We start from the raw sequence: 14594 nt of genomic DNA, 5'->3' as shown, positions 1-14594 counted from the left end.
CTTTTTATCTGATCTTCTTTTAGTGTAGGGAAACCCCTTTTTTGTTTTTTATAATCAATCTAGCAAAAAAAAATAATTAAAAGGACTCCTAAGATAATAAGATAAGGTACTAGTGTAAAAGTTATTTTTTCTAATCCTAAAAGATCAAATGATTTTTTCAGTAAATAATCACTCAAAAAGATGAAAAAAAGAGATTTAAATGTACCCCAGCCTTTATGAATTGGTACCAATCCAATCCAATCCAATCACAACACCAACAACAATCGGGACTCTAAAATAAATTTCATCGAGAGTAAATGAATAATTTCCTTTCCAAATAAATTCTAAGATTCCTCTTAAAACAAACAATAAAAGAAATACACCCACGATATATCGGGAATCCAGTTTTTTCATTATTTCACCTTACTTACATTGTTTTATTTCATGTACCTTACGTAATAAACAGTCTGTGAAACATTGCTTGGTTCACCAACCTATCATCCAATCCAACCATTTCCACTTGTGTCCAATCCTCTAGCAATAGCATCTTCAGTACTAAAACCTTTTGTAGTTATTCCAAAAATACCTCAAAAAGAAACTACTTCCCCAAATGAGAGAGCAGTAAAGAATGCAAACAAATCTATTTCTACTACAAGATTAGTATATTTCAAAGCTGGCTTTTATTATCATTAATACTCTAAAAGTTTCGCAAATAACAATTATTTAACTTATGGTATTCAAAGGAATATTCTTAATCACAACCTACTACCAAACTTGCAAGTACTGCTGACGGGTTCAGTCGCCAGATTCATTTCTACTCCCCTTAATGGTAGAAATAGAAACACTACTTGTCGAAGAGCCTTTTTCAGCTTATTTCATATTTCTTTTTGATATTTTTAATTTGAATTTATGTATGATTTTACACTTTCTTCACCGATCAGCAGACACTACTCCTACTAGTCTCTGCTCAGATATGAATTTAAAACAATTAACAGAGAAAAAAACATACTAATAAATATAGTGACGAACGCTTGTAACTCTCCCAGTTTTATAGTTAGAATATATGCTAATAACAGTGAAAAAATTATAATTTTCAGTAAGATACTTCTGGTTAAAACTCTTTCTTTCGTAAAAAAATCTTTCAAACCTTCCCCATTTTTTGTTATCCAAAAAAAAGCCAAACAAAGAAAATAATGCAAAGAGCGAAAATAACCCTGAGAGATTTGGTAAATATCCTAAAAACCCTAAAATTCCCAGTAAACCTAAAAAACCCAAATTTGCTTTCCCTTTTCTCATACCGATTCCTTCCCTTCACGTAGAAACGACTTTATGCACACCACATTGATCAATTTGTATGTATCTATTTCTCTTTGTTTCAGTTAATGACCAATAGAAATAGTGGATAAAGTACGATATAAACGCCTTTATCCACTTTATTCACTCTTTTTATCCCTTAATGATCTCCGCACCAAGGGCTGTTTGAAAATGTTTCAATGCCCAGTCATGTCCGATTGGATCAAAGCTGGCAACTGCATCTTCGTAAATAAATAATTGATAGCCTAGGGTATAGGCATCGACTGCTGTATGCAAGACACAGATATCTGTACAAACACCTGTCAAATAAATCTCTGTAATCCCACGTTCCCGTAAACGAATGTCAAGATCTGTTCCACTGAATGCAGAATAGTGACGTTTATCGATCCAATAAACATTGGCTTGTGTTTGATGTTCCGCATAAATCTCTTGCAATGAACCATACAGATCGCGGCCACTCGTTCCGACTACATTATGTGGTGGAAACAATTGGTTTTCCGGATGAAAAGCATCTTCGGGATCATGTGCATCGATCGCAAATACGACAAATTCTTTCTCATCAATAAACTTTTTTGTATACTTCGTTAAAGCTGGTTCAATTGCCTGACCGCTCTTTCCAGTCGTCAATTTCCCATCGTCTGCCACAAAATCATAGGTGTAATCAATCGAAATCAATGCTTTCATTCGGTTCACTCCTTATACAAGATGTTTGACAAATTCAATCACCATTTCAGCTGAACGTTTCCCTGCTTCTTCGATGAATTCGTCAAAGCTTTGTGTCGCTGAATGGTCCGCAGTATCACTCATTGCTCGCACGATCAAGAAAGGAATATTGAATTGTTGTGCCGTTTGACCGACTGCAGCCCCTTCCATCTCACAAGCAAGTGCTTCAGGGAAATTTCCTAAGATCTCTTGGACTTTGACTGGCGAATTAACAAATGTATCTCCTGTGACGATCAAGCCTTCTTTTACATTCAAGTTGGTTGCTTCTGCGGCTCTTTTCATTTCTGAACGTAAATACGTGCTTGCTTCATAATAAAGAGGCATACCTGGTAATTGTCCTGGCTTGTAACCGAACCCTGTAACATCTGCATCAAAATAGGCAACTTTGTCAGAGATCACTACATCCCCTACACGTAGACCTTCACCAATGCCACCAGCTGATCCTGTATTGATGACCATGTTTACACCATATTGTTGGATCAATAAGCTTGTTGTGATCGATGCTAAGACTTTCCCGATACCTGAACGTACAACGATGACTTCATGGTTGCCTAATGAACCTGAGATAAACAGAGCGCCTGCTCTTTCCCATGATAAGGGTTGTCCTAGTTGCTCTCTTAAAATTTTTACTTCTTCTTCCATTGCTCCGATGATTCCAATTTTCATTTAGTTGTTCCTTCTTTCTATATAAATGCAACTGCCAGAAAAACGATGGCTAACAATAAAATGACTATAACCAAGCCTTTCATCAAAACAGCATTCCATTTACGTGTTTTTTCTCGTTCGCCTGCTCTTGTTTTCATGATTGGCTTATTTTTCTTTTGTTCTTTACGATAAAAACTCGCGATCTTTTTTTCTTCTTGTTTGTACGTAGCTTCCGCTTTTCTTTGTTTTTTTAATGATTCTTGTGCTTGTTCTTGCTGTCGTTTACGGATTTCGCTACGTGTGACTAGCGGTCCTTTGACCATCAATCGATCCCTCTACTTTCCTTTGTTCATTGATTCCCAGTATTGAATCGCATAAATCGTTTTTGCATCGCAAATGACTTGATCTGACATCGCTTGTTTTGCTTCTGCTAAAGTCAACGCATAAAGTTCCAATACTTCGTCCTCATCTTGTGCGAGAGGCTGTTCCACTTTTTCGATATTTACTGCATGATAGATACGCAGGAGTTCATTCGCAAATCCTGGTGACAAATACATAGAAGTCAAATGATCCAAACGCTCTGCGCGGTATCCAGTTTCTTCTTCTAATTCTCTAGCAGCAGTGATCTCAGGCGCTTGTTTTTCTCCTGGATCAATTTTACCAGCTGGTATTTCGAGGATCACTTTCTCTAAAGGTTTGCGGAATTGTTTGACTAATAGTAGACGATCCTTTTCATCAAAAGCAATGATTCCTACACCACCGGGGTGAAAGACTAATTCACGCTTCCCGATATTTCCATCTGGTAAGCGAACATCATCCACAGCGACATCAATGATCGCTCCATGATAAATTTCTTTTCGTTGGATCGTTTTCTCTTCAAACTGTTCATATTCAAGCATCTTTTCCCCTGCTTTCTTTTGTCCTATAATAACTACTTTTTTTGTTTTTTTCAATTTTCTTTTTGATTTCTTACTTAGTTTACCATATCCAAACCTTAGAAATTCTATAAACTCATAAAATCCACCTTTAGTCCGATACTAATTATTAAGAAGGTTGTGCTAAAATAAAGAAGTAGATGAGCAGAGTGGACAATGAATATACACGGAGGTTTTTAGGATGATTAAAAAGAATTGGAAATGGATCGTAGGTTTACTCTTAGTGATACTGTTCTTCAGTTATAATGATGTATCGATCATATCAATGATCTTGTTAATTGGCGCAGTTTTGCTGATTTGGGGGCTTTTTGGTTTTCGTAAAAAACCTAAGGACAAAACAGCTTTACCAAATCTATCTGACAAATTAGCGACCCATTATAGCGAAAACGGCATGACACCGAGTGAAATCTCTTTTTTTAGAGAAACGATGAATCAAACAAAAAATGAAATCGAACAACTAGAAAAAAATATGTACGAAACGGCAAAGCTTAAAGCGATCGATCTTCGTCACGAACCGGTAAAAGCAGCAAAAGGTTTGTTCAAAGAACTCGTAAAAGAACCCACTCGATTGCACGATGCGAGTCAGTTCCTTTACACCCACTTGCCAAACCTAGTGGATTTGACAAACAAATATATTGAGATCAATGAACACGAGATCAAAAACAAACAGACCTATCAAAAACTGGAAGAAAGTACCCAGATCATTGATCAACTTGCTTCATTAGTCGCGAAAGACTATCAAGATTTCGTTTCGGAAGATTTGGAAGATATCGATGTAGAGATATCTGTTGCGAAACAAAGCTTAAAGCGTGATAATAAAGATGTACCAGAAGAATAAGCACGTTTATTTCTTGGACTCGGAACACTTAGACATCGTCTGATTGTTTCGGGTACTTTTTCTAGCTTAATCGATAAGGAGGAATTTTAATGGAAAATAATCCACATGAACCAAAACACGAAGTAACCCCTGTAAATGATACTTTAGAAGATTTATTGAATAATCCTTTTTCGACACCCGTCGATAAATTGACTCAAACACAACAAAATGAAATCAATGCACTTCAAGAACAGCAAACTGCTGCTCGGCTGATTGATAAATTACCTGCTGAAAGACAAGAACAAGCCAAACAATTGGCTGAAAAAATCGATGTCACTGATTCTCAATCGGTCATCAGCTACGGTTCAGCTGCTCAAACAAAATTAGGTGAGTTCTCACAGTCGATGTTGAATCACGTGCAAGCACAAGATATCGGACCAGTCGGTGATTCATTGACTGAACTGATGTACCGCCTTCAAGAAGCAAATCCAGATGAATTACGTGCAGAAGAAGGAAATATTTTCCAACGCGTATTCGGTAAAGTCAAACAATCGATTTATGAAGTCACTGCCAAATACCAAAAAATCGGTGCGCAAATCGACAAGATCTCAGTCAAATTAGACAAAGAAAAAGATGGCCTATTAAAAGACAATCTGATGTTAGAACAACTTTATCAAAAAAATAAAGATTATTTTGATGCGTTGAACATTTATATCGCTGCTGGCGAATTAAAAATGGAAGAATTACAGACAAAGATCATTCCAGAAGCCATGCGAAAAGCAGAAGAAACAGGGGATCAAATGGATGTACAGATCGCCAATGATTATACACAGTTTCTTGATCGCCTAGACAAGCGCACTCATGATCTACGCTTAGCCAGACAGATCACGATCCAACAAGCGCCACAGATCCGTTTGATCCAAAATACAAACCAAGCATTGGCAGAAAAGATCCAAGCATCGATTGCTACAGCCATCCCATTATGGAAAAACCAAGTGGTTATCGCATTGACCTTGCTTCGACAAAAAGATGCAGTTACAGCACAACGACAAGTTTCTGAAACAACCAATGATTTATTGAAGAAAAACTCAGAAATGTTGAAAATCTCTGCCATCGAAACTGCTAAAGAAAATGAACGTGGCATCGTGGATATCGAAACATTGCAAACCACACAAAATGATTTGATCGAAACGATCCAAGAAACACTTCGTATCCAACAAGAAGGAAAAGAAAAACGTCGTCATGCAGAAGTCGAACTTGGCCATATGGAAGAAGACTTGAAACAAAAATTACTCGATTTAACGCAATAACAAATAGAATGAAAAAACCTTGTATCAGCAATGCTGCTTGATACAAGGTTTTTTGTTTATCTTTTTATTTTTCGGTATTCATCTTACTGTGTTTGTAACCATAGCCAAAGTAAATCACTAGGCCGATCACCATCGTAATCCCAAAGACTAACCAGGTCACCGCTTGTAAACGTGACATCAAGACTAGACAAGATAAGATCGAAATGATTGGTAAAATTGGTACCAATGGTACTTTGAACTCGCCTGCTTTTGGTTTGCCAAACATTTTACGTAATTTCAGTAAGCCTAGACTAACTAACATTAGATAAGCCAATGCCATGATGTTCGTCAACTCTGCCAAGATATTCAATGGGAAGAATCCTGCGAAGAATAATGCGGCGATACCTGCTGCATACGTCGCTTTCTTCGGTGTGCGATGTTTCTTGTCGATTTCTGTCATGAACTGTGGTAACAAGCCATCTTTACTTACTGCAAATAATAACCTAGCTAATGAATACATCATGGAGATCGTCACAGTCAATAAGGTCAAGATCGCGCCAACGGCGATGATCGCTCCTACTGTACCATGTCCTACATAACGCATCGCGAATGCCACAGGATCATTCACACCTAATTCTGTATAAGGCACGATCCCTGTTAAAATCAATGTCACGATGATGTACAACACGGTTGCGATCAAGATCGAGCCAATGATTCCACGTGGTACATCTTTTTGAGGATTTTTTACTTCCTCCGCAGCCATCGCTACCGCATCGAATCCTAAGAATGCGAAGAAAACTAATGCTGCGCCATCTAGGACACCTTCAAAGCCAAATGGTGTGAATGGTTGCCAATTCTCTGGTTTAACAAAAAAGATTCCTACAATAATAAATAATGCAATGATTCCAAATTTCACATAAACCATCATGTTGTTCAATCGTAACGCTTTCTTCGCTTCCAAAGAAACAATGTATGTGACGAAAATCACAACAAGCACCGCAATTAAGTCGATGTATGTACCATTGGCTGGATTATATCCACCTGTTAGCGCCGTTGGTAAGCCAAAACCAAGACTTTCAATAAACCCTTGTACATAACCGGACCAACCTGATGCAACGGATGAAACGGCCAATAAGAACTCACCGATCAATAACCATCCAGTCAACCAAGCGGCAAATTCACCGAATACGACGTATAGATACGCATATGGTCCGCCAATCACTGGTACCCGCGAAGCAAATTCTGCAAAGCTTAGACCAGATAAAATCACAACGATCGCTGCTAAAACAAACGATAATGATAGTGCCGGACCTGCATTTTGGTTTGCTGCCACTCCTGTTACGACAAATATACCTGTACCGATGATCGCGCCAATGCCAAGCATGATCAAATCGGATATTTTTAGTTCTTTCTTCATCTCACTCGTATGATTGAGACTGATTTCTTTCTTACGAAACAAATCCATTAAATTCCCTCCCCCTGATTTTTGAGTATATAAAAAAACAGCTTTACGCTGTTTTCATATACCCTAAAAGGATACCACCAAAAATAACTAAAAGGCAACCTACAATTACAAATATAAGCTCTTTTTTTGTCTTTTTCTCCCCTAAGATAAAAATACCACCTAGAGTTGAAATGATGATCCCCATTTGAGAAAGAGAGAAACCGACTGCTAGTCCTAATGACTTAACGGTCAATAGCATACATACGTTACCGATTCCCCATAGCAATCCACTCGCCATATTTTTCCAAACATATTGATCAACTTTTACTTTTCGGAAAGCAAAGAAACTTGCCCCTAAGATCATACCGATACTTTGCGGTAAAATAATCGACATCGCATCTAAATTCGCCCAGTTGACGATGATCGTATAGACACCATAACCTAAAGTAGAATAGATCAATGCTCTGAATCCTTTACCAAAATCAAGCATTTTATTATCTGTATCGACTTTTCCTTCATCATCTTGTCGAGCAGTCAAATACGCACCGCTTACAAGAAGAATCAGCGCTAAAATACCATAAACGTAATCTTTTGTTTGTGTCCATTCATGGAAAAAGACAGCGCCCGCAATCGTATTCAAAATTAATTGAAAACCAGTGGATAACGGCAATCCTACAGATACTCCCATGAATTTCATCCCATGAAACTGCCCATTTTGTCCGACACTCCACGCTAGACCAGATAAAAATCCAATCAATGTGATCCATGGCGTGATCGTTGGATTAACGATGAAAAAAGCAACGAGTGAAAAAAGAAATGCACCGATCGTCATTCCTAATGTTTGTTGATTGGCATCGCCACCGATCTTTCCACTGACTAAACCAATACTTCCCCACGCGACCATTGGGACTAATGCGATTAATAATTCCATAAACATTCTCCTTCTTTTAAATGTCACATGTTATAGAACATATCAACGAAAACGTTAACAACACAAGAGTTATTTTTTATTTCTCACTTTTTTCTAACTTAACTTCCTTGACGATTCTATGAAGTTCAATCAGTCACTAATAAATCATAAACAAAATCAACCGTTACCTCGAAAATTCTTCTACTTTCGGGGCAACAGCTGATGTATAACTATATTAAAACTTTTCCAATCATCATCTAAGGTCAACACACTTCTATCACAACCAAATTAGACCATGTTCAACCGGTAGTTCCTTCAGAAATACGCGTGAACATGTCGCAATCCCATTTTTTTAGCGTTCTTCTTGGTAAAAACTCAAGATAGGGAAAAACAAAGACATAGTCGTCCCTTCTCCTTCGATCGAGTCAACAGTGAGAGAAATCCCTAATTTTTCCGCAAGATTTTTAGCGAGGTATAATCCTAGACCAGTAGAGTGGGTTTTGCTCAGACGGCCATTCGCCCCTGTAAAGCCTTTGTCAAAAATCCGTCCAACATCTTCTTTCGGTATACCGATGCCTGAATCTTTGACAGAAAATTTTACGCCTTTTGTCGTCTTCTCGATCAATAGTTTGATCTCGCCTTCATCCGGCGTATACTTAATGGCATTACTAAGAATCTGTTTGAAAATAAAAGCCACCCATTTGGAATCAGTCAAAATCGTTTGATCTTCACCTATCACTTCATAACGTATTTTCTTTTGGATAAAATAATTTGCTTGGCTACGAATGACGGGTTGGATGATACTCTTGATACTGTATTCTTGGATCAAGTAGTCTCTTGAAAAACTATCCAAGCGCGCATAATACAATACTTGTTCCACATACTCATCGATTTTAGACAACTCATTTTCTAACAATGTATATTTTTGATCATCGATATCAAACTCGATCGATCGTACTAATAATTCTGAAGCCGCTACGGGTACTTTGATTTCATGGACCCATGAGTCGATATAATCTTTTTGATCTTGCTGGTTCGTGATGGCTTCTTGCATCACTTCCTGATGTTCACGTATCAGTTGATTGATATAGTCTTCTATCAACTTCTCTTCCTCTGTATGTCCACCATCTAAATAATTTTGCAAGGGAGAATTTTTTTGTAGATTTGCCAATTTTGCCCACCACCGACGTTTACTCAAGTAACAGACAAGTAAAAAAAAGATTAAGAAAACACCTTCGATCAATGTTAAGTAAGCAATCGTGGCCCAATCGACCGTTATATTAGGGGCTAACCACATCACAAAAATCGTCAATAAAATAAAAAATATCCAACCGACGATCAGCGACCATTGATCTTTCAAATACTTAAAAAAGTTCATAGTTGTATTTCATCCTTTCAGGGAACAATATACCCCTGGCCGACTTTTGTTTCGATATAATCGGTGATCCCTGCCTGTTCGATTTTACGACGTAAGCGATTGATGTTGACCGTCAGTGTATTGTCATCGACAAACCGTTCATCATCCCACAACGCACGCAACAATTTTTCACGAGTCAAAATTTTCCCGTGTTGCTTCATTAAAATAAACAACAAGCGATACTCATTCTTACTCAAATCGATCATTTCACCATTAATCTCCATACTGCCATTATCGACGTTCAACGTGATTCCATTATGGGTCATCATTTCACTCGACAACTCACCATAATTATATGAACGACGCAACAAAGCATTGATTTTAGCAATCAAGACATCGATTTGAAACGGCTTCGTCACAAAATCGTCTGCCCCCATGTTCATCGCCATGATCATGTCCATATTCGTATTACGACTTGAAATAAAAATGATTGGGACTTTGGAAATTTCTCGTATTTTCTGGCACCAATAATAACCATCAAACACTGGTAAATTGATATCTAAAAGAACAAGTTGTGGTTCTTCTTTCTCAAAATCAGCAAAAACCTGATTGAAATCTGACGTTCCATAGGTTTCAAATTGCCATTTCTCCAACTCTTCCATAATCAGCTGACGAATGATCTCTTCATCTTCCACTACCATAATTTTAGCCATGATATACCTCCGATGTTTTTCTTGTACTAACCATATCAAAGAAGCAAACATTCTACAAGTAACAATAGGTCGTGAAAGAAGCGTTTTGACCTGAGACTTAAAAACAATCGTTCTTTGATGTGACCAGCTCTTCTTTCTCGTTACTTACTTTCTGTTAACAAAAATGAGAATACAATTGGAAATTATCAATAGTTATCATTTATAAACAAAAATATTTCATTGAGCTATTCCTAATATTTTCTTTTAACGAAGTCATTCTCACAGAATAAAACATTGATAAATCAACGTTTATAAAATAACTATAATATCTAGAGCGTTTTCTTTTAATTTTTTTCCATTACATATAACAATAGCAATGTATTAAAAAATGATTAGAAGGAGATTTGATGTTTAGACACCAAAAAGAATTACAGTTTGAGGCAAAACCAGATCGTCCGAATCCATTAATCGCAAAATATTTACAAGAATTGATTGGCGGACAGTATGGTGAAATGAGTGTAGCGATGCAATATCTTTTTCAAGGTTGGAGCTGTCGTGGAGAAGAAAAATATAAAGATATGCTGATGGACATTGCAACAGAAGAACTTGGACACGTTGAAATGTTAGCGACAATGGTTGCTCGCTTACTTGAAGATGCACCTGTTGAAGATCAAGAAGAAGCAATGAAAAAAGACCCAACGATTGGTGCGATCATTTCCGGCATGAATCCTCAACACGCTATTGTAGCTGGCTTAGGACCTCGTCCTGCGGATAGCGTTGGTAATCCTTGGAGTGGTGGTTATATTGTTGCTAGTGGAAATTTACTTGCTGATTTTCGTGCAAACTTAAACGCAGAATCTCAAGGAAGACTACAAGTGGCACGTATTTACGAAATGATCGATGATCGTGGCGTAAAAGACCTACTATCAGTTTTATTGGCTAGAGACAGTTATCATCAAAACCTTTGGGCAGCGGCTGTCAAAGAATTAGAAGAAACAGAAGGCGGTATTCTTGTTCCTACGACTTTCCCAAGAGAAGAAGAACGTAAAGATATTGCTTATGATTTCTATAACTTTTCAGAAGGTGACGAAAGTAGCGAAGGTTCTTGGGCAAAAGGTAAAGCTTTAGATGGTGAAGGGGAGTATCAATGGTTGGAAGAACCTAAGATCGAAGGCAAAGCACCTAAATTAAAACCGGTAACACCTAAAATGTACGGTACCCCTCCCAAAAAAAAATAAATGAAAATTAAAAACTGATGCCCTATATTAATGGGCATCAGTTTTTTCTATTATTCTATCAACAATATTCCGTCTTCGACGATCTTACCAAAAAATAGGAAAATACTACTGGTGAACAACAATGTCATGTTCACACCAAAATAGATCGCAATTTTTTCTAGGTAATTTTTGATTTCTTTTATTTTAATGTACATAAATGCCAAAAAATTGACGCCGTAAACTAAAATCGTCAGAAAAATGATCATGTTTGTCATCACTGGACTGCTCGCCCCTCTTTCACTGTATACTTGTTCAAATTGATTGGAGCTTTAGAATGATCCAGATTGTAAAGACACCCTTCCAATCATTACGTACCATTCTTGCAAGTCCAGTATCCATGGAATTTAGTACGATTTACACAACGTCAATATGTTTAGCGCTTCCATTGATCATTAGACTAAACGTGAGCTATTCTCTCATTTGCTCTAATTTTTCAGCGAAAGCCTGGGCTTCTTCTTCTGTGCGACAAATAATAATGAACGTATCAACGCCGGCAATCGTCGCAGCCACTTCTGGATAATCAACTTCATCTAACCAGTTTGTTACCACATCCGCACCATCTTTTTCTGTTAAGACAACGATCATGAATTGAATCCGTTGAATTCGTAATACTTCTCGTTTGACCGCACTTCGCAAGCGATCTTCCATCAAAGAATCCGCTTGTTGATTGAATAACGCATAGCGTATTTGTTTATTCTCATCTTGGATTTTCACAAGTTTCAACTCACGTATATCTCGTGAGATCGTTGCTTGCGTTGCATTGACCCCATTCATCTGCAAATGATTCAATAATTCCTCTTGCGTACCGATGGCATGCTCAGTAATCAATTGGCGAATCAATGATTGTCGTTGATTTTTTTTCATACAAAAAACACCTCTTCGTATCTATTATAGCAAAAAAACAGGGAATCTTTCTCTCTTTTAGTTGATGTCTGACACTTCGACTGATTTGTCTTGTTCAACGGTTACTCGCAAAATCGTCTTTAATTTTTCTGGTGCCGTCCTTCTGGGATCACTCCTATAGATTTCTTTATGCTCTTTTGAAGTTCGGCGATAGCCTTTTTCCTTGAGAAATAAAGCCAACTTTTCAAATGTTTCTGGTTCATCGTCGTAGGAACCAATGTGTAAGATCTGTGCCACAAGGCCTTCTTCAATCGTCTTAAAAACGAGCTGACTCGCTAGGTCTTCTGGAATTTTGGTTTTGGCTCGTACTAACGCCTCTGCAGCAACTTGAGGAGTCACAAAATCCGGTTGCTTGATCATCAACTGATAAGAAAAATGCTCTTTTAACATCACTGGTTCGTTCAAAAATTTTTCTTGCAGTCCCCACTGACCTTCTAAAGGATACACAGTATAGGGGGAGTAATCAGGGATCAGCCAATCATTTTTAGGTGCCATTCGGATCGTATAGCTAACAGCATACAAACTACCTACACGACGCTTAAATTCTTCTCCATTTGGATCACCTATTCCGTTGATACAAAAAAAATTTTGAGCAGGGAGTGTGATCAATTGCGGTTTCTTTGACATACGATAACTAGGGTCGGTTTTTCTCCATTCGATTTTTTCCATAGGCCCTCCTTGTTTTCTTCTTCACTACTATCATAACTCTTTTACATTGGATTGGCTAATCTGGTTGACACTATTTTTAGACTTGTGCTAGAATAAGCCGAACGATAAATCGTACAGATAACACGCCTAGCGTGTCGAGAGAGAGGCGGTTTCTATTTTCGAATAGAAATCTCTCTCTTTTTTTACGAAATAATTTAGAGGTGAAAAACATGCAAAAACAAAAACAACTACAATTAATTCCTGCTGTACTTGCCACAGGGATCATGTCATTTGCAGGTGTTTTGATCGAAACCGCAATGAACGTGACCTTCCCAACGCTGATTCAGGAATTTCAAATCAGTACCTCCCAAGTACAATGGGTAACAACCATTTACTTATTAATGATTGCGATCATTGTGCCACTTTCAACTTATCTGACAAAAAACTTTAGCCTGCGTACTCTTTTCTTGAGTTCCAATTTACTATTTATTGCTGGTTTATTGGTCGATTACTTTTCCCCTACCTTCTTGTTACTGCTTTTAGGACGGGTACTCCAAGGTGCTGCGACAGGGATAGCCTTGCCATTGATGTTTCACATCATCTTGACTTTTGCTCCTATGGGAAAAAGAGGAACGATGATGGGTCTTGGTACTTTAACAACCGCCATTGCACCAGCGATTGGTCCTACGTATGGTGGGATCTTAACTGCTAATTTCTCATGGAGTCATATTTTTATCTTTCTATTGCCAGTGTTACTCCTTTCACTTGGGATTGGCTTATACGCGATTCCTAAATTTAAGGTGGAAAAATCTGGTCGCTTAGATTTACTCAGCGTCCTTGGTATTAGTCTGATGTTCAGTGGAAGCTTAACTTTTCTAAGCATGTTCAGAGACTGGATTGGCTGGGCATCCTTAGTCATCGCCATTTTAGGATTCATCCTTTTCTATCAACGAACAAAAAAAGCCGATCATCCGTTGATCCGACTTGAAATTTTTAAAAACCATACGTTTCGCTTATTCTTATTTAGCTTTTTAGTTTATCAATTTTTATTACTTGGTGTTTCTTTTGTCCTACCGAACTTTGTCCAAATCGTCCAAGGGAACAATGCCTTTGTCGCAGGTTTAGCTATGCTTCCAGGTGCAACGATTGGTGCCCTGTTATCACCTTTTTCAGGAAAGCTACTCGACCAACATGGACCTAAAAAACCAATTTTCATCGGTCTCTTGTTTTCACTTGTTGGCTGGACTACCCTTGTCCTGATCTTAGGTCATGCATCATTAGGTTTTTTGATTGCCTGTCATTTCTTCTATATGATCGGTATTGGTTTGTCTTATAGCAATATGATGACTACTGGAATGAATGCTTTATCGATGGAATTACAAGGTGATGGCAACGCCGTATTCAATACGTTGCAACAATTTTCTGGCGCTGTCGCTACTACGTTGGTGGCTGTGATCATCAACTTTTTCCAAGATCATCGTTCAGATAGTTATGAAGCAGCAACAACGTTAGGATCAAAAGTTGCTTTAAGTGTCCTACTTGGCTTGTTGATCATTAGTTTGATCCTATTTATCCGCTATATGGTGCAAAAACCTAAGCAAATACAAAATTAATAGATAAGGAGGTGTGAGAGAATGAAGCTCACTCCTCCTTGTTTTTTT

General features: G+C 37.8%; 16 protein-coding genes. 4 read left to right on the top strand and 12 right to left on the bottom strand.

Going from position 1 to position 14594, the window contains the following annotated elements; genetic code table 11:
- Window positions 1-987: 987 nt before the first annotated feature.
- The 5 genes from IGJ49_RS02925 to IGJ49_RS02905 form a co-directional block, all read right to left on the bottom strand.
- Window positions 988-1275 carry a hypothetical protein gene (locus IGJ49_RS02925; RefSeq protein WP_010736195.1) on the bottom strand — a complete coding sequence of 96 codons (288 nt, stop codon included), beginning with the start codon at window positions 1273-1275 and terminating at the stop codon, window positions 988-990.
- A 150-nt stretch (window positions 1276-1425) separates the two neighbouring features.
- Window positions 1426-1977: a cysteine hydrolase family protein gene (locus IGJ49_RS02920; protein WP_438722348.1), complete on the bottom strand. Its 552-nt coding sequence runs from the start codon at window positions 1975-1977 to the stop codon at window positions 1426-1428.
- A 12-nt stretch (window positions 1978-1989) separates the two neighbouring features.
- Entirely contained in the window at window positions 1990-2682 is a 693-nt protein-coding gene (locus IGJ49_RS02915; protein WP_438722346.1) for a 5'-methylthioadenosine/adenosylhomocysteine nucleosidase, read from the bottom strand.
- A 17-nt stretch (window positions 2683-2699) separates the two neighbouring features.
- Window positions 2700-2984: a cell wall synthase accessory phosphoprotein MacP gene (gene macP / locus IGJ49_RS02910; protein WP_438722344.1), complete on the bottom strand. Its 285-nt coding sequence runs from the start codon at window positions 2982-2984 to the stop codon at window positions 2700-2702.
- 12 nt (window positions 2985-2996) lie between these two features.
- Window positions 2997-3560, bottom strand: coding sequence for an NUDIX hydrolase (locus IGJ49_RS02905; RefSeq protein WP_438722342.1), 564 nt, complete (start codon window positions 3558-3560; stop codon window positions 2997-2999).
- Window positions 3561-3777: 217 nt separating this feature from the next.
- Here IGJ49_RS02905 and IGJ49_RS02900 point away from each other — a divergent pair, with 217 nt between their 5' ends.
- Together IGJ49_RS02900 and IGJ49_RS02895 are read left to right on the top strand one after the other, a co-directional pair.
- Complete coding sequence (locus IGJ49_RS02900) at window positions 3778-4434, top strand: 5-bromo-4-chloroindolyl phosphate hydrolysis family protein (RefSeq protein WP_023519185.1); 657 nt, start codon at window positions 3778-3780, stop codon at window positions 4432-4434.
- An 89-nt stretch (window positions 4435-4523) separates the two neighbouring features.
- Entirely contained in the window at window positions 4524-5723 is a 1200-nt protein-coding gene (locus tag IGJ49_RS02895) for a toxic anion resistance protein (protein ID WP_438722340.1), read from the top strand.
- A 64-nt stretch (window positions 5724-5787) separates the two neighbouring features.
- On the opposite strand, the gene IGJ49_RS02890 is transcribed toward IGJ49_RS02895, so the two are convergent.
- From IGJ49_RS02890 to sapR, 4 genes are all read right to left on the bottom strand, one after another.
- The gene (locus tag IGJ49_RS02890) at window positions 5788-7167 is read right to left on the bottom strand and encodes an APC family permease (protein ID WP_438722338.1); all 1380 of its coding nucleotides are present in this window, start codon (window positions 7165-7167) and stop codon (window positions 5788-5790) included.
- Window positions 7168-7210: 43 nt separating this feature from the next.
- A complete protein-coding gene (locus IGJ49_RS02885; protein ID WP_019724165.1) occupies window positions 7211-8077 on the bottom strand; it encodes a GRP family sugar transporter in 867 nt (288 codons plus the stop codon).
- A 331-nt stretch (window positions 8078-8408) separates the two neighbouring features.
- Window positions 8409-9434 carry a two-component system sensor histidine kinase SapS gene (gene sapS, locus IGJ49_RS02880; protein ID WP_010736205.1) on the bottom strand — a complete coding sequence of 342 codons (1026 nt, stop codon included), beginning with the start codon at window positions 9432-9434 and terminating at the stop codon, window positions 8409-8411.
- 17 nt (window positions 9435-9451) lie between these two features.
- On the bottom strand, window positions 9452-10126 hold the full coding sequence (gene sapR, locus IGJ49_RS02875) for a two-component system response regulator SapR (protein ID WP_010736206.1): 675 nt from the start codon (window positions 10124-10126) through the stop codon (window positions 9452-9454).
- A gap of 386 nt (window positions 10127-10512) precedes the next feature.
- Between sapR and IGJ49_RS02870 the strand changes: the two genes are divergently transcribed.
- Complete coding sequence (locus IGJ49_RS02870) at window positions 10513-11343, top strand: manganese catalase family protein (RefSeq protein WP_010736207.1); 831 nt, start codon at window positions 10513-10515, stop codon at window positions 11341-11343.
- A gap of 50 nt (window positions 11344-11393) precedes the next feature.
- Here the strand turns inward: IGJ49_RS02870 and IGJ49_RS02865 are convergent, their stop codons facing one another.
- The 3 genes from IGJ49_RS02865 to IGJ49_RS02855 form a co-directional block, all read right to left on the bottom strand.
- Window positions 11394-11600 (bottom strand): hypothetical protein, encoded by a 207-nt coding sequence (locus tag IGJ49_RS02865; RefSeq protein WP_023519183.1) that lies wholly within the window; start codon window positions 11598-11600, stop codon window positions 11394-11396.
- A gap of 190 nt (window positions 11601-11790) precedes the next feature.
- Window positions 11791-12246, bottom strand: a complete 456-nt coding sequence (locus IGJ49_RS02860) for an arginine repressor (protein ID WP_010736209.1) — start codon at window positions 12244-12246, stop codon at window positions 11791-11793.
- Window positions 12247-12303: 57 nt separating this feature from the next.
- Window positions 12304-12954, bottom strand: coding sequence for a GyrI-like domain-containing protein (locus IGJ49_RS02855; RefSeq protein WP_224434543.1), 651 nt, complete (start codon window positions 12952-12954; stop codon window positions 12304-12306).
- Between the two features lie 209 nt (window positions 12955-13163).
- On the opposite strand from IGJ49_RS02855, the gene IGJ49_RS02850 reads away from it, so the two are divergent.
- Entirely contained in the window at window positions 13164-14546 is a 1383-nt protein-coding gene (locus tag IGJ49_RS02850; RefSeq protein ID WP_010736211.1) for an MFS transporter, read from the top strand.
- Window positions 14547-14594: the final 48 nt, after the last annotated feature.

It is taken from the genome of Enterococcus sp. AZ171, assembly GCF_051714005.1.
Classification (GTDB): Bacteria; Bacillota; Bacilli; order Lactobacillales; family Enterococcaceae; genus Enterococcus_B; species Enterococcus_B pernyi.
Note: the sequence above shows the minus strand (reverse complement) of the source record. Positions and strands in the feature narration are given on the sequence as shown.